This window comes from Rhizobium sp. Leaf453 (assembly GCF_001425605.1).
Classification (GTDB): domain Bacteria; phylum Pseudomonadota; class Alphaproteobacteria; order Rhizobiales; family Rhizobiaceae; genus Pararhizobium.
Genome location: NZ_LMRG01000028.1, coordinates 267,914 through 292,715, shown reverse-complemented (window position 1 = coordinate 292,715; position 24,802 = coordinate 267,914). Strand labels below are relative to the sequence as shown.

The 24,802-nt window shown below is 58.7% G+C and carries 21 protein-coding genes; 10 read left to right on the top strand and 11 right to left on the bottom strand.

Annotation, left to right across the window (positions count from 1 at the left end):
• Positions 1-11: 11 nt before the first annotated feature.
• On the bottom strand, positions 12-692 hold the full coding sequence (locus tag ASG68_RS26205; RefSeq protein ID WP_062584443.1) for a sugar transferase: 681 nt from the start codon (positions 690-692) through the stop codon (positions 12-14).
• Positions 693-1,481: 789 nt separating this feature from the next.
• Between ASG68_RS26205 and ASG68_RS26200 the strand changes: the two genes are divergently transcribed.
• Positions 1,482-1,766 (top strand): exopolysaccharide production repressor protein, encoded by a 285-nt coding sequence (locus tag ASG68_RS26200; protein WP_062584441.1) that lies wholly within the window; start codon positions 1,482-1,484, stop codon positions 1,764-1,766.
• Positions 1,767-1,944: 178 nt separating this feature from the next.
• Entirely contained in the window at positions 1,945-2,964 is a 1,020-nt protein-coding gene (locus tag ASG68_RS26195) for a glycosyltransferase (protein WP_062584439.1), read from the top strand.
• Positions 2,965-2,986: 22 nt separating this feature from the next.
• On the opposite strand, the gene ASG68_RS26190 is transcribed toward ASG68_RS26195, so the two are convergent.
• Both ASG68_RS26190 and ASG68_RS26185 read right to left on the bottom strand, forming a co-directional pair.
• Positions 2,987-3,937, bottom strand: a complete 951-nt coding sequence (locus ASG68_RS26190) for a polysaccharide pyruvyl transferase family protein (RefSeq protein ID WP_062584560.1) — start codon at positions 3,935-3,937, stop codon at positions 2,987-2,989.
• Between the two features lie 101 nt (positions 3,938-4,038).
• On the bottom strand, positions 4,039-4,998 hold the full coding sequence (locus ASG68_RS26185) for a glycosyltransferase family A protein (protein WP_062584437.1): 960 nt from the start codon (positions 4,996-4,998) through the stop codon (positions 4,039-4,041).
• A gap of 172 nt (positions 4,999-5,170) precedes the next feature.
• Here ASG68_RS26185 and ASG68_RS26180 point away from each other — a divergent pair, with 172 nt between their 5' ends.
• Complete coding sequence (locus tag ASG68_RS26180; RefSeq protein ID WP_062584435.1) at positions 5,171-6,652, top strand: lipopolysaccharide biosynthesis protein; 1,482 nt, start codon at positions 5,171-5,173, stop codon at positions 6,650-6,652.
• Positions 6,653-6,916: 264 nt separating this feature from the next.
• Here ASG68_RS26180 and ASG68_RS31770 read toward each other — a convergent pair whose 3' ends face one another.
• A complete protein-coding gene (locus ASG68_RS31770) occupies positions 6,917-7,102 on the bottom strand; it encodes a hypothetical protein (protein ID WP_162243614.1) in 186 nt (61 codons plus the stop codon).
• Here ASG68_RS31770 and ASG68_RS26175 point away from each other — a divergent pair.
• The 7 genes from ASG68_RS26175 to ASG68_RS26145 all read left to right on the top strand — a co-directional run bounded on the left by ASG68_RS26175 (position 7,086) and on the right by ASG68_RS26145 (position 15,569).
• The gene (locus tag ASG68_RS26175) at positions 7,086-8,198 is read left to right on the top strand and encodes an acyltransferase family protein (protein ID WP_413814045.1); all 1,113 of its coding nucleotides are present in this window, start codon (positions 7,086-7,088) and stop codon (positions 8,196-8,198) included. The genes ASG68_RS31770 and ASG68_RS26175 overlap by 17 nt on opposite strands.
• On the top strand, positions 8,195-8,974 hold the full coding sequence (locus ASG68_RS26170) for a family 16 glycosylhydrolase (protein WP_062584433.1): 780 nt from the start codon (positions 8,195-8,197) through the stop codon (positions 8,972-8,974). Before ASG68_RS26175 ends, ASG68_RS26170 begins: the two co-directional genes overlap by 4 nt.
• 72 nt (positions 8,975-9,046) lie before the next feature.
• A complete protein-coding gene (locus ASG68_RS26165) occupies positions 9,047-10,249 on the top strand; it encodes a hypothetical protein (RefSeq protein WP_062584431.1) in 1,203 nt (400 codons plus the stop codon).
• Entirely contained in the window at positions 10,246-11,244 is a 999-nt protein-coding gene (locus tag ASG68_RS26160) for a glycosyltransferase family 2 protein (protein WP_062584429.1), read from the top strand. Before ASG68_RS26165 ends, ASG68_RS26160 begins: the two co-directional genes overlap by 4 nt.
• A gap of 8 nt (positions 11,245-11,252) precedes the next feature.
• Positions 11,253-12,188: a glycosyltransferase gene (locus ASG68_RS26155; protein WP_244484335.1), complete on the top strand. Its 936-nt coding sequence runs from the start codon at positions 11,253-11,255 to the stop codon at positions 12,186-12,188.
• A complete protein-coding gene (locus ASG68_RS26150) occupies positions 12,188-13,159 on the top strand; it encodes a glycosyltransferase family 2 protein (protein ID WP_062584425.1) in 972 nt (323 codons plus the stop codon). Before ASG68_RS26155 ends, ASG68_RS26150 begins: the two co-directional genes overlap by 1 nt.
• Positions 13,160-13,244: 85 nt before the next feature.
• Positions 13,245-15,569, top strand: coding sequence for a polysaccharide biosynthesis tyrosine autokinase (locus tag ASG68_RS26145; protein ID WP_062584424.1), 2,325 nt, complete (start codon positions 13,245-13,247; stop codon positions 15,567-15,569).
• A 53-nt stretch (positions 15,570-15,622) separates the two neighbouring features.
• On the opposite strand, the gene ASG68_RS26140 is transcribed toward ASG68_RS26145, so the two are convergent.
• The 7 genes from ASG68_RS26140 to ASG68_RS26110 form a co-directional block, all read right to left on the bottom strand.
• On the bottom strand, positions 15,623-17,014 hold the full coding sequence (locus tag ASG68_RS26140) for a family 16 glycosylhydrolase (protein ID WP_062584422.1): 1,392 nt from the start codon (positions 17,012-17,014) through the stop codon (positions 15,623-15,625).
• A gap of 208 nt (positions 17,015-17,222) precedes the next feature.
• Positions 17,223-18,236 (bottom strand): acyltransferase family protein, encoded by a 1,014-nt coding sequence (locus tag ASG68_RS26135; protein WP_062584419.1) that lies wholly within the window; start codon positions 18,234-18,236, stop codon positions 17,223-17,225.
• A gap of 49 nt (positions 18,237-18,285) precedes the next feature.
• A complete protein-coding gene (locus ASG68_RS26130; protein WP_062584418.1) occupies positions 18,286-19,539 on the bottom strand; it encodes an O-antigen ligase family protein in 1,254 nt (417 codons plus the stop codon).
• 924 nt (positions 19,540-20,463) lie between these two features.
• A complete protein-coding gene (locus ASG68_RS26125) occupies positions 20,464-21,558 on the bottom strand; it encodes an ABC transporter ATP-binding protein (protein ID WP_062584410.1) in 1,095 nt (364 codons plus the stop codon).
• A 26-nt stretch (positions 21,559-21,584) separates the two neighbouring features.
• Positions 21,585-22,412, bottom strand: a complete 828-nt coding sequence (locus ASG68_RS26120; RefSeq protein ID WP_062584408.1) for a carbohydrate ABC transporter permease — start codon at positions 22,410-22,412, stop codon at positions 21,585-21,587.
• Positions 22,409-23,272, bottom strand: a complete 864-nt coding sequence (locus ASG68_RS26115) for a carbohydrate ABC transporter permease (RefSeq protein ID WP_062584406.1) — start codon at positions 23,270-23,272, stop codon at positions 22,409-22,411. The genes ASG68_RS26120 and ASG68_RS26115 overlap by 4 nt, the downstream gene beginning before the upstream one ends.
• 64 nt (positions 23,273-23,336) lie before the next feature.
• Positions 23,337-24,668 (bottom strand): ABC transporter substrate-binding protein, encoded by a 1,332-nt coding sequence (locus ASG68_RS26110; protein WP_162243615.1) that lies wholly within the window; start codon positions 24,666-24,668, stop codon positions 23,337-23,339.
• Between the last annotated feature and the right edge of the window lie 134 nt (positions 24,669-24,802).

Sequence of the window (24,802 nt, the reverse complement as noted above, 5' to 3'; positions counted from 1 at the left end):
AGCGGCTGCTCTCAATAACTGCCTCGGGACAGGCAGACGGCCGGAATTGTCTTGGCGACGATGACGACATCGCTGATCAGCGACCAGTTGGTGACATAATGCGTATCGAAAGCGATACGAGATGCATACGAGACGTCATTGCGTCCGCTGACCTGCCAGAGGCCGGTCAGTCCCGGACGTGACTGCAGGTAGAAGACAGCCGATGTTTCGTAGAGTTCGAGTTCGTCTTCGACCACGGGACGCGGTCCGACGACGCTCATTTCACCACGCAGAATGTTGATCAGTTGCGGCAGTTCGTCGAGGCTGAGTTTTCGCAGCACGCTTCCGACTGCGGTGACACGCGGATCATCCTGCAGCTTTCGGGTCGCTTGCCATTCCTCGTATGCTTTCGGATTTTTCCGCAGGTGCTCCTGAAGAATCCGGTCCGCGTCGGGCGCCATTGTCCGAAACTTCAGGCAATGAAAGAAACGCCCGTTATGCCCGACGCGGCGATGGCCATAAAAGACGCGGCCGCCGTCCGAAAACTTCACCAGCGCAATGAGCATCAGGAAGAGCGGGCTGAAGACGATGAGCGCCAGAGACGCCATCACGATGTCGAATCCCCTTTTGGATATTCCCCCTATCGGCCGGTGTCCCCCGGCTTCGATGGTCGTGAAATACGGCACGCTTGCCGATCGAGTCGCAGACTTCATGGGAGATAACTCCATTTTGGTGGGCGATTGGTCGGGTCCCTTGGGAGGGTTTTGGGTATCAACTGCAGGGGAGAGTGTAGAGGGGGATTTTGTTTTTAAAAGGCAAGATCTAGCAGGTAGGCAGTTTATGAGCAAAATGCGGCGAAGCTAAAAAATATAACAGGTCCTACCAATTCACGATTCGACTGCATAACGGCGTGTAGTCGCAGTTAAAATCCAGAATTTTCAAGAAATCTACCGGAAATGTAATGTAGTTCTGAAGCGTAATACAATTACGACCCGAACGTGATTTTTCTTTCGTATTGATATTCTCTTTACGGTCCGGAATCGGAACAGGTTTTTTCTGAAGCAAAAAATCCTTCTCGCGCCGCACCATTGTTTTGCACTGCACTATCGTACATTAGAAAAATACGATTTTTGTAACAAAAGTTGATCAATAACCTCATTTGAGTACAACCAAAAGGGGCTCTTATTTGCGCATGCCTCTTTGGTTGTGTCGCCTCGATGCGGGGACGCTCGGCTGTGGTCCTTCCGCAGTTACCCCCGGTTAGCCATGACCACAGTCAATCACGCAATAACATCAAAATGCTGCCATCGCCTCGCAATCTAAAGATGAAATTAGGCTGCGGCTAAGAATTGATGCGGTAAATGACTTAATCAAGATGGAACATAGTGTTGTTCGGGCGGTTGAATCTGAAAAGCACGTTCGATATGTTAAAAAAATCCTAAGAGGAGAGGATATCTTTCCATGCCGGCTGCAGTTCAAGACATAGCCTCGGAGGGGTTCTGATGTTTGCGCCCAGGGTTTTTGTGAGCATCATCGGCGTCTTGGTTGTTTTTGCCGCTGTCACTTTCTTCTTGACCGGTTCAGCCTGGACGACGGCATGGCAGACGGTCGCCTGTGCTGTGCTGATCCAGATTGGATATTTTATCGGAGTGATGATCCTCGTGGCGAGGACCAATCGGGATAGGCGCAACGCCGCCCGGCTGCAGAATGCAGTCGCATCGACCGCCGAGGACAAGGATACAAAAACCATCCGTGTGCAAACGCCTCCGCGCCATTTCAACACCTGATCGCTGCTCGTCGCCGTCCCTTTTACCGGTCCGCCTGTAGCCAGTCCCGCGAGATAAAACCTTCGCACGTGCAGCATAAAGCTTGCGCCCTTCTCCTGATCGACCTACGTCTTGGCAAAGAGCCGAGTGTTTCGAACCGACCCCAGTTTCGGGATAACAACCAGACAGGAGCACGATCATGGAACAGGACAGCAATGTCTGCGTGGTCATCGCCGCGAAAAATGCGGGCAACACGATCGCGCGGGCCATCCGGTCGGCGCTGAGCCAGCCGGAAGCCGCCGAAGTCGTTGTCATCGATGATGGCTCCAGTGACGGGACGGCGGACGTGGCCCGCAGCGTCGATGACGGCACCGGGCGTCTGCAGGTCACAAGCTTCGACGTGAACAAGGGGCCGGCTGCAGCACGAAATCATGCGATAGCCCAATCCAGGTCTCCCATCCTTGCCGTCCTCGACGCAGATGATTTCTTCTTTCCGGGCAGACTGAAAAACCTCCTGGCCCAGCGGGATTGGGATTTCATCGCCGACAACATCGCCTTTGTAGACGAAGAAACAGCTGCAGGTGCCTATCTCCGCCTCGACGTTTTTCCGGCTGCCCCGCGCAACCTGACGCTCAGCGAATTCATTCAGGGCAACATTTCGAAACGCGGTGTCCGCAGGGGCGAAATCGGTTTCCTGAAACCATTGATACGCCGCGCCTTTCTTGATCAGCACCAGCTGCGCTACCGTGACGAACTCCGGCTGGGAGAGGATTACGATCTCTATGCGCGCGCCCTGACAAAGGGCGCCCGCTACAAGATCATTCACAGCTGCGGTTATGGCGCAGTGGTGCGGGGCAACTCGCTTAGCGGCAGTCACCGGACGATCGACCTGAAGCGTCTCTACGAAGCGGACAGGGCCATTCTTGCCCAAGACGGTCTTTCGCCCGAGGTGCGAAATCTGATTGCGCAGCACGAACGCCACATTCGCGGACGCTATGAGCTGCGGGAATTCCTCGACGTCAAACGGCAATCAGGCCCAGGAGCGGCCATCGCACATGCGGCCGGAAGGCCGACGGCGATCCCGGCGATTGTCAGCGGAATATGGGGCGATAAAACCGAACGCTTTCGGACCAAAAATGCCGACGCCCCAATCGGGCTGGGAGGCGACGGCACATTGCGCTACCTGCTTCAGCCACCAGGCAACGCTCGAACGGCGTGATGGTGGCTGAAGAGCAGGACGGTCACAGATAATCGCGGCGTATGCTCTCGATCACATGCAGGAACTGATCCTTGCGGTCGGCGAGGACCTGATCCGCGCTCAGTTGCGGGGACGCCCGCATCGCCTGCCACAGGGATAATGCCGACGGGGCAGCCAGAAGCTGCTTTGCAGCGGCGCGCAGCGAAGTCTGCCTCGGTTCCTGCACCGCCAAAGCGACGTTGCCGTCAATCTTCCGCTTGTTCGGATCCTCGAGTGCAGGTCTGTTCGTATCGAAATCGACGCCCCAGAATCGCGCACCCTTGACGATCGCTTCGGCCCGGCTGGAGACCGGAACGTGACGCGGTCGATAGGTGACGCCGACGGTCTGCGCCCAGTCGTTCCATTTGAAACTGTTGATGCTGTCCGAGGTCGTCACGGAGATCCACGGCACACGGAAGGCATCGGCGAGAATGGCGCCGTGCATGGATTCCGCCACGATCATTTCCGACTGCGCAATCTGGCGGATGACGTCCTTCGCCTCCCCGCGCGGATCGATGTAGTTCAGGCCGACCATCGTGCAGACTGCCGGCCACATGCCGGCGATTGCCGATTCCCAATGCGGCACGAAACTCTTCTTGTGGAGCTTCGGCAGGTTCCTGAAATCGGGCATTTCGGCGACCATGACGGCGGGATCGATGATTCCGAGCCTGGGATCGATACCCACTTTCTGAGCGGTCAAGGGTCCGCGAACGCAGCGAATATCCCATTCTGCCCTGTTGCTCATATCCGGCAATGAGCCGTAGCCGAAGCCGGACCCGAGCACCAGCTTGTGGCGGCCCTCCGGCAAAAGGGCGCGGTTGAGGACCGTACCGACACCGACGAGCAGGGTCTCCGGGTGTACGTCTCGAAAACCCGGAATCAGGAAGTCCCAAAGCCAGAGGTTGAGGTCGTCGCCAAAATTTCCGTGCTCGGATTCCCAGTAGTATGGGTCCATGACCATCTCCTGTGTGCGTTACGGAAGGTTTCTCAAGGGTGATCTGCCTCAGCAATCACGCGCTTCAATGGGTGTGGCAAAAAATGCTGCACCTGCTAAGGCTAGCGGGATAGTTTACCCACGGCAAGCTGGAACGCACTTTGCAACAGCCTGGGGTCGCGCCAGATCCAGCGGGCCAGCAGATCGAACTGCGGCATCTTTCGCCGCTTGATGCGCCTTGCCTGGCTCCAGAGCGCCTGCCGGCGCGCCGTGTGCTTGTAGGAATGTATGGACGCGATTTCCGTCGGCTTGCGCGAAAAGCGTCCTTCCAAAGTGTCGAGAGCAACCCAGGTGTTGAACTGTTGCGAGAGAAATTGAGGAGAATCGTTGTCGATGCTGTGAAAGATGTTCACGCCCTCGCCTCGTACCGCACCCGGTTCGTTGCACAGCACGATCCGCTTGGCTGCGATGGCGCAATCGCAGAAGAACAATACGTCTTCCGCCGCCAGCCGCAGTTCGGCTTCGAAGCGTATGGTCTCGAAAAGCCGTCTGCCGAGCACCATGCAGGACAGGTGAAGGAAGCTCCAGTTGCGCAGCATGACCTGCGGAAAATCCGGAACCTCGAGCAAAAGTGGCGTTTCGGAGAGGCGGATGACCGTCTCGGTTTTTTCCAGTTCGGCCATGCCGAAATGGTAATAGAAGGCATCGCCCCCTGTTATCGATGCCCAGTAGCAGTCCGATTCGAAACGGGTCATCGTCTCGTGGGCGTTAAGGAGATGATCTTTGGTCCAAAGGTCGTCCGAATCCAGGAAGGCGACAAACTCAGCCTGAGACGAGACGTTATCCAGACCCGTGTTTCTTGCGCCGCCCGGTCCGGCATTGGCCTGCTTGATGACCCGGACGCGGGCGCGCTCGTCTTGAGACAGTCTGTCGAGATCGGCTTCGATCGGAAACGGAGACTGGTCATCGACGATGACGATATCGAAATCCTGATAGGTCTGCGCGAAGACCGACGTCAGCGCCCGGTGCAGGATACCTGCCTGTTTCTGGTAGTAAGGAATGATAACCGTAAACTTTGCCATCTTTTCGCCCCTGCGGTTTCTCTAGAAGATGTCCCTGGTTTCCTCCCTCGGGCAGCGGCCCGGATGTCGAGGAGTTTGACCTCCCTCGTGAGCCGCCTCAGTCATTTTTGGGCTTCGTGCCCAAACATCCTCCCTCTCGATGATCCTCCCATTGCCATACAGGATGCACGCCATGCCCCCTACAGTTAACGTCAAATCCGTTACGAGCAATGTCGGTTGGAGCGTTTTATCCAAGACAAGCACATTCGGGCTTAAGTTTGTCACCGTGCCGATTCTGGCTCGTATCCTCACGCCGGAGGAGTTTGGAGCGGTTGCCGTCGCCCTGACTGTCGTGCAATTTCTGGCGATGATTGGTGGTGCCGGATTGACCTCCGCACTGGTGATCCAGCGGGAAGAGGACATGGAAACGGTTCATTCCGTCTTCTGGGCAAATCTTGCAATTTCCTGCCTCATGGCACTTGGCCTCTTCATCGGCGCGGACTTCTTTGCGGCGCTCCTGGGTGCTCCGGAAGCGGCTTACCTGTTGAAAGTCATGAGCTTTCTTATACCCCTCCAGCTCGGTGGAGATGTCGCCTATTCGCTCCTTGCCCGGCGGATGAATTTTTCCAAGGACGCCGTGTGGTCGATGATTTCCGAATCACTGGGAGCTGTGGTCGCCGTCGTTCTGGCAATCTTCGGGTGGGGCGTCTGGGCGCTGATGGCGCAACTGTTCGCGTCGGCGCTGGTGCGCTTGTGTGGCCTGTATGCCGTATCCCACTACCTGCCGCGCTTCGTGTTCAACCCGGGCCGGGTTCTGGGCCTGAGCCGTTTCAGCCTTGGCATGATGGGTTCCGAAGTCGCAAACTTCATCACCTTCCAGTCGCCGATGGTCATCATTTCGCGCTATCTCGGCCTTGCCGACGCTGGCGCTTATTCCGCCGCCAACCGTTTTGCGAGCATTCCAAACCAGGTGGTTCTGTCGGCTGTCATGGGGGTTCTGTTCCCGGCCTTCAGCGGCATGATGCATGACAAGGAGCGCCGGTCGCAGGCCCTGATGTTCAGCACGCAGGTGACGACCGTGCTTCTGGCACCGATGATGTTCGGCATCTGGGCATTGGCGGAACCGGCCATGCGTGTCCTGTTCGGACAGCAATGGGCCTATGCCTGGCCTGTCCTTGGCCTACTCGCCTTATCCAAGGGCATTCTCACACCCTGCAGCACGTTCATTCCCTATCTCAAGGGCGTTGGGCACGGTCGCGCACTGTTCTGGTCGGCAATCATCCGGGCCATCGCCACCTGCTTTGCCGTCGCCTATGGCGCAGCCTCGGGCTCTCTCATCGACGCGATGATCTGGCTGTGCATCGTCAACGCCATCACGCTTGTCGGTTATTCCTGGGCGGTGTTCCGCGCCGACGGCACACCGTTCCTCAAGGGTCTTTACATCAGCAGCCGGCCCATGCTGGCGGCGCTGGTGATGGCGCTTGTCGTCCGCTTTTTGCTTGATACGTGGGGCGGGGTGATGCCGAACGAAGTCCTGCAGATTCTGGTGGGCGCCGCCGTCGGTGGGATGATCTACTGCTTGCTGGTCATCCTGTCAGAGCGTGATCTCCTGCGAAAGATTTATACGCTGATCAAAAACAGACGCAAAAACGGCGCCGTGGATTCGTCCGAGTGAGGTGTGGCAACAAGCCTGACGCGCCTTCTTCTGGCACAAATTGCCGCTGAGCGACACAATTTCATAAACCCTGGCGTGCAATGTCGAGTCGTTTCCAGAGAAAATCAGAGACGACTGCGGGCTGCATCCTGATCTTCATCAGAACATTTGGATGTTCTGCAAAACGCTGTGGTTAAGGGCTTTTTGCCAGGCCCAGAACGGAAAAGCAGCCTCGCCGATCGCCTGATCGTGTCTTGGATGCCTGCGTGCATTGCAGCAAATCATTCATTTTTTTGCTGCGTCGCCATATTTTTCCGGCCGGTCTGCTCTATCTTTCAGATCGCAGGCCAAAATCTGCTCTGGTTGAATCGGCTGCTCTTGGGGGAGACAGCAGCCCAAACAGAGGATGTCGTCTTTGATTATCGACGCTAACACATCGGCGCGGATCAATCTGATGCGCATCTTGCTCATCTCGGGTATCGTCTTCGTACACGTTCCCCACGATCCACTGACAAGCCCGTTTACGGGTGACAACGGTTTCATCGACTGGATCCGCGTTTTTCTGGGCGACAGCCTTTTTCGCGTCGGGGTCCCGTGCCTCAGTGCCATATCCGGCTATCTGCTGTTTCGCCGCGGACTCGGGGCTTTCGACTACGGAAAAACCCTCAGCTCCAAGGCGCGCACGGTTCTTCTGCCATTCCTGATCTGGAACCTGGCGTTTCTCGTTCTGGTGCTGGTTGCCCAGCGAAGCGGTATCGGCTTCGGCTATCTGCCGGATGCGCTGAACGCAACGCCGCGAGACCTCGCGACGCTGGCAACCGCCCTTGAGGCGGCGCCGATCAACATTCCTCTCTATTTCCTGCGCGACCTCTTGCTGTGCATCCTGCTGTCACCGCTTCTTGCCGCCATGATCAGCCGATTTCCGCTGGCGACGCTGGGGCTCTTCTTCATCTATGTCGTCTTTCCGGTTCCGAACGGCATCTTCCTGAAGAAATCCATCCTGTTCGGCTTCAGTTGCGGGATTTATGTGAGCCTTCACAAGGTTGACATTCGAACTCTCGACCCGTTCGCCGGCCGGATTGCGGGTCTGTTTCTCGCGGCGGCAGTCATGCTGGCAACCGTCCTATACTGGACCGGCCCCGATTACCCCGTCTGGGTAGATATCCTGCGCAGCCTCGTGGCGCTCTGCGGCATCATCGGTTCATGGGCGATCTCCCTGCTGCTCATCCGCTCACGTCTTGGTATGCGCCTGTCGAAGCTGGAAGGCCTGAGCTTCTGGATCTTCTGCGCTCATTATCCGCTGCTGATCCTCTTCTGGATGATCTGGAACCGCGCGGGAAATGCCGATTTCTATCCGCTCTTTTATTTTTCGGCACCGATCCTTGCCCTTGCCATTCTGATCCTGACCCACAATGCAACGCGGCTTCTGACGCCACGGCTCCACGCCGTGCTGACGGGCAGCCGTGCCGGCAAATCGACCCAAGCACCGGCAGTGTCCCCGCCGCTCGGCCATGCGGAGAACAACTGGCAAGGCCCCTACCCTGCAAAGAAAGAGGTTATCCGATGACCACGACCCTTACGCTCCTTGCGAGCGCGACGTTTCTTTCGGCCGCTCTGTCGACGCCTGCATTCGCGGATGCCGCAAAATCCGGAACATCGTTTGTGGAGAATTTCGACCGGATCGACCCGCAGGTCTGGTACGTGTCGGACGGCTGGGACAATGGCGCGCACCAGAATTGCACTTGGTCGAAAAAGCAGGTTGCCGTTGAAAACGGTGTGCTGGAATTGACGTTCGAACAACGCAAGGCGGGCAAGCGAAGCTATGTCTGCGGCGAGATTCAGACCCGCAAACGCTTCGGCTTCGGCACCTATGAGGCAAGGATCAGGACGGCCGAAGGCTCTGGGCTGAATTCCGCCTTTTTCACCTATATCGGACCGACGGACAAGAAGCCCCACGACGAGATCGATTTCGAGGTGCTTGGCAAGGATTCCGGCAAGGTTCAGGTGAACCAGTATATTTCCGCCAAGGGTGGCAATGAAAAGCTGGTCGACGTTGCCGGCGGCGCGAATGCCGGTTTCAACGACTATGCCTTTGTCTGGGAACAGGGGCGCCTGCGTTATTATCTCAATGGCACCCTCGTCCAGGACGTGACGGACGCCGCCAAGATTCCCGTCAATGCTCAAAAAATCTTCTTCAGCCTCTGGGGCACAGACACCTTGAGCGGCTGGATGGGGAAATTTGACTACAGGGGGCCGGCGACGATGCAGATCGATCGCATCGCGTTCACCGCACCCGGCGACAAATGCACGTTTCCTGAATCCATCACCTGCACGCTGAACTGAATCTTGGCCGCCTCTGCCACGCGGGCAGGAAGATGATCGCTCCAAGCCGAGCACGGAGAACGGAATGTTTGTATGCTGAAAGTTCTGTACCTCGCCCATGATCTGGCCGACCCGGCAATCCGGCGAAGAACGCTGGTGCTGGAGGCGGGGAGCGCTGAAGTGACCCTCGCCGGTTTCCGCCGGGGCGCAGCCGCGCCCGAGGGTACGCGCGCGATAGAACTTGGCGTCACACGGGACGGCCGATTTGCCCAGCGGATCGCCGCCGTGGCCAAAAGCGCCATGCGCTTGGGTACAAAGCTCAGAGGTGCCGCAAAACCGGACGTCATCATCGCACGCAATCTGGAAATGCTCGCCCTTGCCAACAGGGCCAATGCGATTTTCGGGGGCAAGGTGCCCATCGTCTACGAATGCCTCGACATTCACCGCCTGTTGCTGCGTCAGGATGCCGTCGGTCGTATTCTGCGTGGTGCCGAGCACGCTCTCGGGCGCAAGATAAGCCTCCTCATCACGAGTTCGCCCGCGTTCATCGAGAACTATTTCCGCCCGCTATCGCGTCTCGAAGCCCCGATACTGCTTCTTGAAAATCAGGTCGTTGCGCTCGACGATGATCGCGCCACAAGCCTGCCCGCCGCTCGCCCGCCACTCTCCGGCCAGCCCTTCAAAATCGGCTGGTTCGGCGCCTTGCGCTGCCGGAAATCGCTTCATCTGCTGGCCGATTTCAGCCGGGCCATGAACGGAAAGTTCGAGGTTGTTCTTCGGGGACGTCCTGCCTATTCGGAATTTGAAGACTTCGACGGCTTCGTCAGGAACGAGCCCTTCATGACGTATCACGGGCCGTATCGAAACCCGGAAGATCTCGCGGATATCTACAACGAAGTGCAGTTTTCCTGGGCGATCGATTTCTTCGAGGAGGGCCTGAACTCAAGCTGGCTCCTGCCGAACCGGCTTTACGAGGGATGCCGCTACGGTACGGTCCCGATCGCGATGCGTGGAACGGAAACGGCGCGCTACACTGGCGCCAGGGGTATCGGGCTCGTCCTCGATCATGCCGATGCTGCGACGCTTGCCACACTCCTGTCGACCATGACGGCCGAGCGCTACCTTTCGGAATTCGACCGGGTCGCGGCAACGGACCCGAGACACTGGACCTTCGACAGGGGGGACGCCCGAGCGCTTGTCACGCGGTTGTCGGAACTGCGCACGCAGGCTGCACCGACCGGTCCCCTCCTGCAGGATCTTCACCAGACACACAGCAACAAGGGTGGATTGCTATGAGCGCCAATGATTTGAAGCATGACCGCTGCCTTATCGTGATACCCTGCCTCAACGAGGCGAGGCATATCGAAACCTTGATTGCAAAGCTCGACGGGGCCTTGCAGGACCTGGATGCCGACATCGTGGTTGCGGACGGCGGCAGCACGGACGGCACGCGTGCGATTGTCCAGCGGATCGCCAGCCTGAACAGCAAGGTCTCGCTGCTCGACAACCCGAAGAAAATCCAAAGCGCCGCGATCAACCTCGCAGTGGCAACGCTTGGCAGCGGTTACGAGTACCTGATCCGTATCGATGCGCATGGTGAGTATCCTTCTGACTACTGCCAGCGACTGATGGAAGATGCCCTTTCGACGGGCGCCGATTCCGTCGTGGTGGCGATGCAGACAGTGGGTTTCTCCACATTCCAGAAGGCAACGGCCTTCGCGCAGAATTCAAAGCTCGGCAATGGCGGATCAAAACACCGCACGGGCTCCGTCGGTCATTGGACCGATCACGGTCATCATGCGCTCATCCGTATCTCGGCCTTCCGGGCAATCGGCGGCTACGACGAGATGTTCAGTCACAACGAGGATGCCGAGTTCGACTATCGCCTGAACAAGGCCGGCTACCGCATCTGGATGACGGACAAGACGAGCATGATCTATTATCCGCGCAGCACGCCCGGCGCCCTGTTCCGGCAATATTTCAGTTATGGCCGCGGCCGGGCGAAGAATTTCATGAAGCATCGCTCGATGCCGAGTCTGCGGCAGTTGCTGCCTTTGGCGGTCGCTCCGATCGCCGCCGGCGCGCTGCTTGCTATCATCAGTTGGGCCGCGGCCATCCCAGTCGGGCTCTGGGCGTTTGCGTGCCTTGGATATGGCGTCTGGATGGCCCTTGGGCAGAAGAACCCCTATGGCCCGCTGGCCGCTGTCTCGGCGATGCTCATGCATTTCGCCTGGTCTGCCGGTTTCTGGCGAGAACTTCTCGATGTCCGAAATCGCCGGGTGACGCCATGAGAACCGGCTTGAGCAGCAAAGAGGATCACATCCGCATCGATATCGGCGTGTGCACCTATCGTCGACCGGAGCTCGAAAAAAACCTGCATTCGCTCGCCATGCTTGATCTACCGGCGAATGTCGGCCTGCGGATCATCGTTGCCGACAACGACAGCGCGCCCAGTGCCGCGGCGACGGTGGATGGCCTGAGGGCATCGCTCCCGTACGAGATCACCTATGTCCATTGCCCCTCGTCCAACATCTCCATTGCGCGCAATGCCTGCCTCGAGAATGCCAAGGGGGATTTTCTTGCCTTCATCGATGACGACGAGACGGCCAGCCCCGGCTGGATCGAAAATCTCCTGAGAACGGCGCAGGCGACGACGGCCGACGCGGTGCTGGGACCGGTGAAAGCCACCTATCGCCCGGATGCGCCGCGCTGGATGAAACGCGGTGATTTCCATTCGACGTTTCCTGTCTGGGTCGCGGGAGAGATCATCACGGGATATACGTGCAACGTGTTGCTGCGCCTCGACACGCCCTCGCTTGCCGGCCGGCGCTTCAATCTGGCGCTTGGCCGCAGCGGCGGCGAAGATACCGAATTCTTCACGCACATGCACAAGGTTGGCGGCAAGATCGCCTATGCCGCCGGAGCCTGGGTCGAGGAACCCGTGCCGCCTGGGCGGGCAGCCTTTTCATGGCTCGCCAAACGGAAGTTCCGGTTCGGACAGACACATGGCCGCCTGATTGGCAACCAGGCAACGGCCATGCGCAAGGCAAAGCAACTGGGCCTGGCCATGGCAAAATCCGGCTTTTGTGCCTTGGCAGCCCTCCTCTTCCTGTTTTCACCGGTGCGGCGAAACAGATATGCGCTGCGCGCCAGCCTGCATATCGGGGTCGTCGTCGGCCTTCTCGGGGTGCGCGAAATCGAGCAATATGGCGCAGTGGAGGTGAGGTCATCGTGATGCCCAGCCATCCGCAGGCAACATTCCTTTTGGCAGCCTTCAATGCGCAAGACACGATCGCACGCGCCATCGATAGCGCGTTGTCGCAGACCGGCATCAGCGTCGAGGTCGTGGTTGTCGACGATTGCTCAGCCGACCGCACGGCCGACATTGTGGCGGCCTATTCCGACCCGCGCGTCCGGCTTATCCGTCTTGAAAAAAACCGTGGCCCCGGCGGCGCGCGCAATGCCGGTCTTAACGCCGCACGCGGGGACTGGATCGTCATTCTCGACGCCGACGACGCCGTCTCCCCGGACCGCACGGAGCGGATGATGGCGCGCGCGAAGGCAGCGCAGGCGCAGATCGTCGTCGACAACCTGGATGTTATTTCACTCGAGGGCGACACCCGGCGCATGTTCGACGAAACGGATCTCTCGGCTCTGGGAACATTGAGCCTTGCAGCCTTTATCGATTCGAACGTCCTGTTTCAGACAGAACACAATTACGGCTACATGAAACCGATCTTCGAGCGCCGGTTTCTCGAGGAACATGGTCTGCAATACGATGCAGATCTCCCGATCGGTGAAGATTATCTGCTGCTGGTATCCGCGCTTGCCAAGGGCGGCCGCTGTGTCATCGAGCCGACGGCCGGGTACGCCTATCATATCCGCAGTGGCTCCATTTCTCGCGTCCTCAAGCTCCAGCATGTGGATGCCATGCTCGCCGGAGACGCCCGCTTCCTGAAGGAAAACCGGCTGGATGCCGCATCGATGATGGCTCAGAACCGCCGCCATCGCAGCATCGAGATTGCACGGTCCTTCGTTATCCTGGTCGATCAACTCAAGGCACGCTCGGTCACGGGCGCGATCAGGACCGCATGGAAAAATCCTGCGGCTGTCCGCCACTTGAGCATGCCGATCGCCGTCCGCCTGCAGCGGATGATGGCGCCCCTAGGCGCAATCGGGCTCTTCGGTAAAGGCACCAGACAATGAACATGACAAAGCCGAACTCGGCCCCGCCGACAACGTCGCAACGAGACAGCCAGCATTCCCAAAGGACCCGGAGACAGAGCGGCCCATGAATCAAAGACCCCTTCCGCTGAACACCGTTTCACCGATCCGCACCGATGATTCCGACTCCTTTATCGACCTCAATCGGCTAACCGCGATTCTGGCGAGGCGATCGCGCATGGCGGCGGTCTGCGTGATCGTCAGCTTCGCGCTGGGTGGAGCCTATCTGCTCACGGCTACGCCGGTCTATACGTCACAGGCCCAGATCCTGCTCGACGACAACCTGTCGAAATATGCGGAGGAAACGCCGGCATCGCCGCAGAGCGCCCAGCAGGCCGACACGCAGATCTCCAGCGCTGTCGAAATCCTGAAATCGGGCGAACTTGCACTGCGCGTAACCGACAGCGAGAAGCTCGCTGAAAACGACACTATACTCAATCCGCCGCAATCTGTGATGTCGATGGTGAAGTCGGCGGCAAAATCGCTGATCGGCGTTTTCAGCAGCCGTCCGGAAATTTCCGAGGCAGCCCTGAAAAACGGCAGGCGAGAGACGGCCGCAGCCTATATCCAGCAGGCCTTGACGGTGGAGCGCGTGACCAGAAGCTCGGTGATTGCTGTATCGTTCAAATCCACCGATCCGCAACTTGCCGCCCGCATTACCCGCGCCTATGCCAACGCCTATCTCAGCGACCAGTTGAACGCGAATTTCGACGCGACCGAGCGCGCCTCGGTCTGGCTGCAGGAACGCCTGACGGATCTGCGCCAGCGTGCGCAGGCGGCGGCACTCGATGCGGAGAAATTCAAGGCGGCAAACGGACTGACATCGACACGCGGTGAACTCATGTCCGAACAGCAGCTGTCCGACCTGAACAGCCAGCTGATCGTCGCACAAGCGGATAGCGCCAGCGCGTCCGCGCGTTACAGCCAGTTCAAGTCCATCCTTGAACAAGGCGCCGAAAACGCCATCAACAATGCCACGATTTCATCGGGCCAGACCGACAATTCCGTCATCCAGGATCTGAGGACACGCTATCTCGCCGTCAGCAAGCGTGAACAGGTCATCGCCCAGAATTTTAGCGCTGATCATCCACAGGCTGTCGCGTTGCGCGCGGAGAAAGCTGAGCTTTCCGGGCAGATATACCGCGAACTGGAACAGTTGACGGCGAACTACCGCAACGAGTTCGAGGTTGCGAAATCCCGCGAAGCGTCCTTGCGGAAAAGCATCGAGGGCCTCGTTGGAAACAACTCACAGGCCAACCAGTCTCTCGTCCAGTTGCGAGAACTGGAACAACGCGCAACGGCGCTCAAAACACTCTATGAATCCTATCTCGGCCGCTATGAGGAGGCAGCCCAGCAGCGCTCCTTCCCCATTGCCAAGGCGCGTATCATCTCCGAAGCCGGCGTGCCCGTGGCCCCCTCCAGCCCGAAGAAGACGATGGTGCTTGCCCTTTCGATCGTCCTTGGCCTGATGGCCGGCGCGGTCATTGGCGGTTTTCAGGAGTTTCGCGAACGGTTTTTCCGGCTGGAGGACGACATAAGGTCGATTCTCGGCCACAAGTCCCTGGGCTATCTGCCCTTCATCGGCAAGAACACCAACACGCTTTGGCACAAGACGCGAGGGCGTATCTCCAAGGCCGATGTCGAGGTCGCCAATGCTGACGCTTCCATCCCGCTGACCAAAATGACGCGGATCGCGATTGAATCGCCGCGTTCGGCTTTCGCCGAGACATTGCGCAGCGCCAAACTTGCCAGTGACGTGATCCTGCAAGGGCGCGCCAACCGGGTGATCGGCGTGATTTCGGCGCTGCCGGGCGAAGGAAAATCAACCGTTGCCGCCAATTTTGCCGGCCTTCTCGCCGCCAGTGGCAAGCGGACATTGCTGATCGATGCGGACTTGCGAAACCCGGCCATCAGCGAAATGATCTCACCGCCGGCGAAAACTGGCCTGGTCGAGGCGGTCCTGGGCGAAGCCGACTGGACCGCAGGCCTCAGGGTCGATCCGCAAACGAAGCTTGCCATTCTGCCGACCGCTTCGCGCGAGCATCTCCACCACACAAACGAACTGCTTGCCTCGCAGGGCATGGAAACCCTCATCGCCAATGCACGCAAGGTGTTCGATTACGTCATTGTCGATCTTGCCCCGCTGGCGCCTGTTGTAGACGCCAAGGCGTTCTCACCGTTTGCAGACGGGTTCCTGATGGTCGTCGAATGGGGGAAAACGCCAACGCGTCTCGTCCGTGATGTCCTCCAGTCCGATCCTCAATTCAACGCCAAGATCCTTGGCGTGATGCTCAACAAGACCGACATGGACGAACTGGGAAAATACAGCGATTTCGGCGCAGCGGAAAAATACCGCAAGAGCTACGAGAAATATTATATCGAAAAGACGTGAAGGCACTGTTCGACGGCTTCCCCACTTCAGCGTCGTTTCAACCGGAAACGGCGCTAAGCCAGGTCGTCGAGCGTATAGGCGCGAATATAATCGATCTTCATGTGGGAGCCGTCGTCCAGATCCGCGCCGGGAGCACCGGCCGATCCGCCGACCGCAAGATTGACGATCATATACATCGGATCATGCATGTCGGACGGGGTATCGGCGCGTGCAACGGCGACGTCGTCGATATACCAGACGATTTCATCCTCTTGCCAAAGGACGCCGTAGGTGTGGAAGCCCGTCGTTTCTGCCACGCTGACAGCGGTCGAGACAGAGGTTTGCGTGCCGGTTTCGTTCGAATGCACGGTAACATGCACCGTATTCTGGTCCTGACCGCGCATCTCCACGACATCCAGCTCCGGCGGCCACGAACCGTCCTCCGGAAGCAGCCAGAAAGCCGGCCAGACCCCTTTATCGTCAGGCATGTCGGCGCGGATTTCAAAATAACCATAGGTTTGTGCAAAGGATGAATGTGTCGTCAGCATGCCCGATGTGTAGGCGTGGCCCTCGACGTGGCCACTGACCGACGCAGGCGTCTTCTGGGCCGTGATCGTCAACACACCGTTGCTGACCGAAAACGGATTGGCGGCCGAGGTCGGCGCATAGGCCGGATTAACGTACCATTGCAGCTCGCCGTTTCCCGGCAATGTCGCGCCCTTCTCCGGCGCCCACCAGTATTTGCCCTCCCATAGCCCTTTCGTGCCGGTGCGAAGCTGCAAGCTGTTGAAGTCATCGTTGAATGTGCGGACGAAAGCGGAGCGGTCCAACTGCAGCTCGAACTGGCTGGCATGAAGGTCGGCGACGGTCCTGTCGGCGAAGACGAGGCTCTCCCCTCCGCCGAGATCCAGTTTGAGATTGCCGCCCTGCTGCGTCGCCCGATCGAGGATCTGGTCGAAGGATGTGAACGCATAGCCCTTGAGCCGGATGCTGTCGTCGGCGCCGAGATCGACCACGAGATCGCTGCCGTTACCCTTGGAGAAGATGAACGTATCGGCGCCAGCACCTCCGAACAGGACGTCATTGCCGCCATATCCGTCCAGGGTCTGTCGGCCGGCCGCGCCCTTGATGATATTGTCGCTGGAATTGCCGAAAGCATATCGCAAATCTCCGGTCACCGTCAGGTTTTCGATATTCGTGGGCAGCGTATAGCTCATCCATGTGCTGACGGTGTCGATGCCCTGTCCGGCACTCTCATAAGCACGATTGATCGCCGAATAGAGATAGTAGATATCGTCGCCGGCCCCACCCTTCATCGTCACGTTGACGGCACTGTCTCCCCACATGGAATCATTGGCGGTGCTCCCGGTCAAAACCGGACCAGAGCCGGTCGCGGAAAAATGCCGCGTCGATGCGTCACTATAGAACAGCGATTGCCCAAGGGCGTTCAGCACGGTTTTGCGCATCGGGAGCCTCCGTCGCGTGTCGGGCCGCAAAAGCCCGGCGACACCGGTTTATCGGAACCAAACGGTACCATCGTGACTATAGGGGAACCATCGCGCGGCGCCGTTTTCAGGCCTCAATCGACCGGTTTGCCGGTAATCCGCGCATGGTCGTTAATGGCACACTAACCCGTCCCGTTTTGGGCATGGTCGGCAGCCAGGAACGCCGGGATCATACTCCCTTCGCGGGTGCCGGGCCGGGGCGCGGAGCCACGCGTGGAAGCCGGAGAAGCCGGACCAGGGGCTGCTCAATCAACACATAGGCGATGGAACCCGCAACGATCCCTGCGGCAACGGCGCCCACAAAGGCGACGCCGGACGCCAGGCCGAGGATTGCGGCGGCTTTTGCGACGACCGAAATTGCAAATGTGTGCCAAAGATAGATCGAATAGGATGCATTGCCCAGGAAGGCAGGCACCCGCAAGGGGCGCACACGTCCTGCCGCTTCGAGCGACAAAGTGCCGGCCACGAGCGCTGCCGCAAGCGGTCCACAATTGTATTCGCCGAAGGGCAGCCGGAAGACCTGCAGAACGACGAAACCGGTCATTGCAAAAAGAACGAGCGCTAAACCAATGCCCGGTCCGGGAATGCGGCCCTTGAGCCAGAGCTCCCCGATTACCATACCGACGACGAACTCCAGCATGATGGACCGCGTATAGGTCAGAACCAAAGGATTGTTGGACCCGCTTGCCGCACCCGATACGACCAGCATCACAAAGACCAGCGTCACGGCCAACAGCCGGACATTGCGCCGGAGAAAAAGTGACCCCGCGAAGACGAGATAGAAGAACATCTCGTAATTCAGGGTCCAGCCCTGCACCAGGACGGGCCAGAGTTCACCATTGCTCGGCGAACGGGCGGGAATGAAAAAAAGCGATGCAAGTATATGTTGCGACGTCAGCACGAGATTGGGGAACAGGCCGATAGCTGCCCCGGCAATCATCAAAGCCGTTGCCAGCCAATAGACGGGAACGATTCGTACGATCCGTTCAGCCAGGAACCGGCCCGGAGACTGCGGCCGGCGGTCGCTGATCACCCACATGATGAAGCCGCTGATAACGAAGAAGACGTCGACGCCGGCGGCGCCGATGGCGAAATGATGTCCCGTCTTCTCGGCCGCATGAAACAAGACGACGGCGAGCGCCGCGCAGGCTCGCAGATACTGGATCCCGTAGATGATCTTCATTGAGCCTCGCTGTGCATGAACGTTATCTTCCATTGCCCTCGCGATCCCGTCAGCCGGCGCTTGCCCGCAAATAGGATCCGGCAAACGCGGGTCTCGTCACAGCCAACGTCAACCGGCCAGCGGAAAAATAAAGCAGGAAGGATCCGACGTGATAGGGATTGAGGATGTCGACCTCGACGAAAGCCCGCATGAAAAGAAGAACGGCGACGCCGAAGAAAACCGAGGCTTCGATGGCGTGATCCTGCGATAGAAATCGCTTCAGGTGTCCAAAGACCGTGATCAACAGAACCGAGCAGAGCAGGACCAGGCCGATACCGCCAGTTTCGACCGCGGTTTCGATGAACGTGTTGTGAAAATGAAACCCGCTGCGCGAGCCGATGAAGAACTCGGTCCAGAGACGCTCGGCTTCGGAGAAACCCTGAACCCAATAGGCCTGGTAGCCGACCCCGATGATCGGCGCATCCCCCGCTGCGGCAATCCCTTGCTGCCACAGATAGGTGCGCCCGGTCAGGGTCGAATCCTTGCCGAAAATACCCAGAACGCTGTCGACGGCGCCGCCATAGATGGCGCCGACAGCAGCGAATATCGCGAGCACGACGGTGGCGAAGAAAACCAGTTTGCGGTTTTGCGGCGACAGTTTCGACAACACCCTCAACCCCAGGCAAATACCGAGGACAGCAAGCGTCGTCAGGGCTGATGTCGCCGACTGCGCGGCATACAGGCAATAGCAGGCGATCAATCCCACACCTGCGGCCGGTCCGAGCCATGCGGAGCGCTCGTGCGTCATGAAAAAGGCGGCGAAGGAAAAATAGACACCGAGCGAAGCATAGAATCCAAGCTGGTTCTTCGAGGCGAAGGCGCCGACGAAACTGAACGTGCCGTCAAGCGGATCGAAATGATAGACCCCGAACAGCAGCGAAAAGACGAGAACCAGGCCAATGCCGGCCAGCATGCCCCTAATCAGCGTATCGATGCTGACGAGGCGCATGGCAATCAGGGCGCAAACAATATGCGAGAGATACTGCAGCCCCGCCCGTGCCGTCACTGCCGGTGCGGCCGACCAGAAGAACGACAGGCACGCAAAAATCCCGAACGCGAAAATCCATCCGAACCGCCTGTAATCTCCCAGAACGCGGCGATAATCGATCAGGACCAGGGGAAGCCAGAGGGCATAGTAAAGAAGAATGGAGACCTGACCAAAACGGGACGAATAGGCAAAGACGAAGAGAGACAAGGCGAGCGCCCCTATGGCGTAGACGCCATTTCGATCAGGGCTGATGAAGCTGGTTTTTGCTATTTTCACGATCGATCCTTGAAGCCGCCCGAGGTGGGGCGGCGGGAGACGCGAAGACGGTGGCAAGATGCTCGGCCGTTATCGCAAGGCTCCGAAAGATTCGGCTATTTCCCAAGCCGTACAGTTGCTCGCACGTCGCTGCACTCGCGGTTCAGGACACACTCCTCCGGCGATATGAATGCACGGGTATCATAGGGAACGTTCTTGTGCACCGCAACAAAGTTCTGCTCCATTACGTTGGAAGCCACTTTGAAAACAGGGTCATCCATGCTGGCACGCATTTGATGACGGCCGTTTTTGACACAAAAAAGACCGAGGTCATTTAATCTCTCCGGGCAATCCGAATTTCATAGCGCCAAATGACATCTTGCAAGAGAAACGCAATGTAGCGGCGAGCGCAACCGTGCGTCCTGCCAAGGGGTGACTTGTCGGGCAGGCGATCCGACGGCGACGTCCATGTCCTACAGTATCCCCCAGGGGCGAAACCTCCCCTGCCCGTCATTGCGCCCAATTGAACCTCGTCAAAACTCAACGGCACAAAGTCGCGGGCCATTCCATCCTTCTGAAACCATGGCCACTATTGTCCTCGTTGGATTTGAAAATGGAATCTGCCCAGCCATAGCGCTGACCACTGACCGAAGCTAAACCCGGGGGAGACCTCAAAATCCGCGAAGCCTGGAATTGCGCTATTAAATAGTGACTCTTCGTTACATCAGACCATCAGGTGCGCCCAAAATTGATATCCCCGGTTTGTCACGGCGCGAGCGCCACTGAACCGCCGCGCAATCCGACCAGCATGGAGGGCCAGTTCGGAATCGGTGTCTTTTCGGCGAGTTTGAACTGGACGCTGCTCCACCCAGGCCACATCGTGAACAGCTTCACAGATCAGGTTGAATGGGTCTCGGCCAGCGGCGAATCCGAGCAGGATTCCTGCTACCCTTTCCCACGAACAAGGCTGTCTTCCGGCATCCTTTCGCCGGTCGCGCTATCGAAAAGATGCAGCCGCTCGCCGGGAAAGCGCAGGCTTACCTTTTCGCCGGTTATATGTTGGACGTTATCCTGTGTCCGTGCGACCACGCGGCCAATGCCGGTCGCAAGAAACCAGAGCTTCTCGTGTCCGAGATTTTCCATTCCCTCCACAGTCGCATCGATGGACGGTCCCTCGCCCACATTGATCAGCACATGCTCAGGGCGGATACCGACCGTGAGCGCCGCCGGTATGGATCCGCCGATCCGCAAGGAGACAGAACCCAGTCGAACCTCGCCATTCTCCATTCGAACCTCGAACAGGTTCATCGGCGGCGAGCCGATGAATTTGGCGACGAAGAGATTTGCCGGGCGGTGATAGACCTCTTCCGGCGTGCCGAACTGCATGAGGTTGGAGCGCCCCGCCTGCTTCAGCGGCGCAAGCACTGCGATGCGGTCGCCCATCGTCATAGCCTCGACCTGATCATGGGTGACGTAGATCATCGTCGAGCCGAGTTCGCGGTGCAGGCGGCTCAACTCATAGCGCATGGCGGCGCGGAATTCGGCATCGAGATTGGAAAGCGGCTCGTCGAACAGGAAGACGGCAGGCTTGCGCACGATGGCGCGGGCGAGCGCCACGCGCTGGCGTTGGCCACCGGAGAGCGCGCCCGGCCGCTTGTGCAAATGGTCCTGAAGGCCGACCATGCGCGCCACGTCCGCGACGCTCGCCGCGATCTTCTCCTTCGCCTCGCCGCGCAACCGCATGCCGAAAGAGATATTGTCGGCGACCGACATATGCGGGAAGAGCGCATAATTCTGGAAGACCATGGCAACATCGCGCTTGGCCGGATCGATCTCGTTGACGACACGGCCGCCGATGGAAATCTCACCGGAGCGGCCTTCCTCAAGACCAGCGATCAGGCGTAGCGTTGTCGACTTGCCGCAGCCCGAGGGGCCGACGAAGACGACGAACTCGCCGGATTTGATGTCGAGATCGAGATTGCGGACAACATCGACGGAACCATAGGAAATATCGATACCCTGAAGGGAAACGGCGGACATGGCTTTTTCCTTGATTGATTGGTGGCTTACTTGACCGCGCCAAGGCTGAGGCCCTGGACGATGCGCCGTTGCGCCAGAATGGCGAACAGCGCCATCGGTAGGATGATGATGATCGAGGCGGCCGACATCGCGCCCCAATCAATGGAGGCGTAACCACGGAAGCCGGCAACGGCGAGTGTCACGGTCTGTGCCTTCTCGAAGGTGAGCGCGAGCGCGATGGTCAGTTCGTTCCACATCTTGATGGAATTGAGGATAACAGTGGCTGCGATGCCGGGAGCTGCGATCGGCACGTAGATCGTCCAGACGATCCGCAACGTGCCGGCCCCTTCCAGCCGCGCGGCTTCGGCGAGCGCTTCGGGAATATCGGCGAAGAAGGCGCGCAGCAGCCAGATCGTGAAGGGCAGTGTGAAGACCTGGTAGATCAGCGCCAGCCCGATCACCGTGTCGTAGAGCCCGATCGACTGGAAAAGCACATACATCGGCACGATGAACAGGAACTCCGGCAGCATGTAGGAAATCAACAGCAAGATCAGGATCGTCCTGCGCCCAGGTACATGTCGCTTGTTAAGATAATAGGCTGCGGGAATGCCGGCGGCGAGCGCCAGCACATTGCCGATGGCGCAGACGATCAGGCTGTTGAAGAAGGCGCCGGAAAAGCCCTGCGCCGACCAGGCACGGCCGAAATTCTCCCAAACCGGCGAGAAGAACCAGACCGGTGGCATGGCAAAGGCATCCATGCGGCTCTTGAGCGCGATGGTCAGGATCCAGAAGATCGGGAACAGCGACACGGCCACCGCGACCACGGCGACGACGTAGGGCCAGAGCCGGCGGCGGAAGGAAGCGGACGTGCTCATGCTTTTTCTCCATCGTCTGTATCGATCACCAGATAGATGATGCAAAGCGTGAGGATGATCAGCGAGAAGACCACCGCGATCGCCGCGGACTCGCCAAACTTGTAGGATTTGAACGCGGTCTGGTAGGCCAGCGTCTGGACGCTCTCGGTTGCCCTGAGCGGGCCGCCGCCGGTGGTGCCGAAAATGATATCGAAGACCTTCAGCGTATCGATGGTCCGGAAGATGATGATCGTGATCAGCACGGGCTTCAGCATCGGCAGCGTGACATGGCGGAAGCTCTGGAAGGGCGTGGCACCTTCGAGCTTGGCAGCCTCGAAAGGCTCCGCCGGCAGGCTCTTCAGCGCCGAGGAGAGAATGATGAAGGTGAAGGCTGTCTGCCACCATGTATCGATCATGATGATCGAGGGCATGGCGGTCGGCACCGTGCCGAGCCAGGCAGGGCCGGCAATCCCGACCAGCGACAGCAGGTAGTTGATGATGCCGAGCGTCGGATCCAGCATGACCTTCCAGATCAGCGAGACGGCGATGCCGGAGACCATCAGCGGCATGATCATCAATGTACGGACCAGGCCCGCGCCGATGCGGATACGGTTGATGGCGAGTGCCAGGCCGAGGCCGAGCAATGTCTCGATCACCACCGCAAAGATCGCGAAGTAGAATGTGTTGAACAGCGCTTTCGGAAAGCCGCTGCCCGACAGGATGCGAATGAAGTTCCGCAGGCCGACGAATTTTGCCTCCGAACCCCAGTTCCACTGAAGAAGCGAGAGATAGCCGGAATAGACGATGGGATAGAGCGTTCCTGCCGCCAGAAGCAGCAGGGCCGGCGCAATCAGCCAGCGGATGTGTTTGTCTCGGCGCATGGTCGATAAGATCCTGCTTTGGGGAGAGACGGGACCGGACAAGCCGGCCCCGTTGAGAAACAGCTTATTCGAGTGTGTCTTGAACGTTGGTCTGGAGTTCCGCCACTGCGTCCTCAGGTGACGTGCCCTGATAGATCTGGTGGATGGCGTCGACGATCAGCAGCACGACGTCGCTCCAGCCTTGACGGAACACCGAAGTGGCACGGGTATGCTGCATCTGGGTCTTGACGGCCTCGACATAGCCGGCATTGAGCGCCTTGACGTAATCGGCATCAGCCCAGGCTGAATCGCGCGGTGCGCCACCGGTCGCAACACCGAGCGTGGCGGTCATCTTTCTGTTCGTCGCCCATTGCACGAAGAGCCAGGCGGCATCCTTCTTCGGCGAATTCTTGGCAATCGAAATGCCCCAGGACCAGTGACCGCTATAGCCGATATCACCTGACGATGCAGGCAGCGGTGCATAGCCGACCTTGCCTGCAATCGCCGACGTCTTTGCGTCCTCAAAGCCCGGGCCGAAGACCGAGGCATCGACGAAGAAGGCCGCATTACCCTGCGAGAAGAAGCGGCTTGCATCTTCCCAGCCGTAGGACAGCGCGCTCGGCGGACCGGCTTTCAGAAGGCCGGCATAGTAGGACAGGCCTTTGGCGATACGCGGATCGTTGAAGCGGGGCTTTGCCCAATCGCCATCGAACCAGATGTTGTAGGGAAGAGCGGCCGCCTGCTCGCCCCAGGCGTCGAGCACGATACCGGTCATGGTGTCGACCAGTTCGGCCGAGCGCTTGCCGCGCATTGAGGCTCCGAAGATCTTGCCCTCGCCCTTGGCGCTGATGTCGTTGGCGGCGGCGATCAGTTCGTCCATCGTCGCCGGCACCTTGCCGCCGAGATATTTGTCGACCAGGTCCTTGTTGTAGAAGAGCGTATAGGCCTCGAACGAGATCGGGATCGCATAGAGCTGCGGGTTCGGCTCGCCGACCGGGAAGGATGCGCCCTCGCGGAAACCCTGGGGATAGTCGGCGAGATCATAAGCCGCATCCGTCTTGGAAGCGTCCTCAAGATAGGGCGTCAACGGCTCGACGACGCCGGCCTCCCACTGCGTATAGAGCGCCGAGTCCATCTGGATCATGTAGACGTCGGCAACGGATTCGGCCGAGCGAACCGCAAGGTTCATGCGATCCGAATAGAGATCTTCAGCAAAGGCATCGATCTTGACCTTGATCCCGGTCTCCGCCTCGAATTCCCCGACATGCTTGCGCAGTTCCGCCGTCCATGGGTGCTCGCTCAGAAGCACTGTGATTTCCTGGCCCGACTGCGCTTTCCAATCCATGGCAAAGGCGCTCGTGGACAGGGTGAAAGCCGCAAATGCGGCTGATAGCGTTATGAATCCCCTTCGTGTCATCGTTCTGCTCCCGGTTGAGTTTCGTGACATGTGGTAAGTTGTTCGCTTGACAACTTGTTACTACATGTTAAAGAGTAGCTAACACAGGCTTGAAGCGCTGTCTAGTGCCGGATGAAAACGCAAAAGACAGTTTC

Excerpts from the sequence above, each read along its gene's own strand:
- ASG68_RS26150 (WP_062584425.1), top strand. The coding sequence starts at position 12,188 with ATGCCCAGCCATCCGCAGGCAACATTCCTTTTGGCAGCCTTCAATGCG.
- ASG68_RS26200 (WP_062584441.1), top strand. The coding sequence starts at position 1,482 with ATGTTTGCGCCCAGGGTTTTTGTGAGCATCATCGGCGTCTTGGTTGTT.
- ASG68_RS26120 (WP_062584408.1), bottom strand. The coding sequence starts at position 22,412 with ATGAGCACGTCCGCTTCCTTCCGCCGCCGGCTCTGGCCCTACGTCGTC.
- ASG68_RS26135 (WP_062584419.1), bottom strand. The coding sequence starts at position 18,236 with ATGAAGATCATCTACGGGATCCAGTATCTGCGAGCCTGCGCGGCGCTC.
- ASG68_RS26205 (WP_062584443.1), bottom strand. The coding sequence starts at position 692 with ATGAAGTCTGCGACTCGATCGGCAAGCGTGCCGTATTTCACGACCATC.
- ASG68_RS26175 (WP_413814045.1), top strand. The coding sequence starts at position 7,086 with ATGCGCATCTTGCTCATCTCGGGTATCGTCTTCGTACACGTTCCCCAC.
- ASG68_RS26185 (WP_062584437.1), bottom strand. The coding sequence starts at position 4,998 with ATGGCAAAGTTTACGGTTATCATTCCTTACTACCAGAAACAGGCAGGT.
- ASG68_RS26195 (WP_062584439.1), top strand. The coding sequence starts at position 1,945 with ATGGAACAGGACAGCAATGTCTGCGTGGTCATCGCCGCGAAAAATGCG.
- ASG68_RS26190 (WP_062584560.1), bottom strand. The coding sequence starts at position 3,937 with ATGGACCCATACTACTGGGAATCCGAGCACGGAAATTTTGGCGACGAC.
- ASG68_RS26140 (WP_062584422.1), bottom strand. The coding sequence starts at position 17,014 with ATGCGCAAAACCGTGCTGAACGCCCTTGGGCAATCGCTGTTCTATAGT.
- ASG68_RS26165 (WP_062584431.1), top strand. The coding sequence starts at position 9,047 with ATGCTGAAAGTTCTGTACCTCGCCCATGATCTGGCCGACCCGGCAATC.
- ASG68_RS31770 (WP_162243614.1), bottom strand. The coding sequence starts at position 7,102 with ATGAGCAAGATGCGCATCAGATTGATCCGCGCCGATGTGTTAGCGTCG.
- ASG68_RS26115 (WP_062584406.1), bottom strand. The coding sequence starts at position 23,272 with ATGCGCCGAGACAAACACATCCGCTGGCTGATTGCGCCGGCCCTGCTG.
- ASG68_RS26170 (WP_062584433.1), top strand. The coding sequence starts at position 8,195 with ATGACCACGACCCTTACGCTCCTTGCGAGCGCGACGTTTCTTTCGGCC.
- ASG68_RS26110 (WP_162243615.1), bottom strand. The coding sequence starts at position 24,668 with ATGACACGAAGGGGATTCATAACGCTATCAGCCGCATTTGCGGCTTTC.
- ASG68_RS26180 (WP_062584435.1), top strand. The coding sequence starts at position 5,171 with ATGCCCCCTACAGTTAACGTCAAATCCGTTACGAGCAATGTCGGTTGG.
- ASG68_RS26145 (WP_062584424.1), top strand. The coding sequence starts at position 13,245 with ATGAATCAAAGACCCCTTCCGCTGAACACCGTTTCACCGATCCGCACC.
- ASG68_RS26125 (WP_062584410.1), bottom strand. The coding sequence starts at position 21,558 with ATGTCCGCCGTTTCCCTTCAGGGTATCGATATTTCCTATGGTTCCGTC.
- ASG68_RS26160 (WP_062584429.1), top strand. The coding sequence starts at position 10,246 with ATGAGCGCCAATGATTTGAAGCATGACCGCTGCCTTATCGTGATACCC.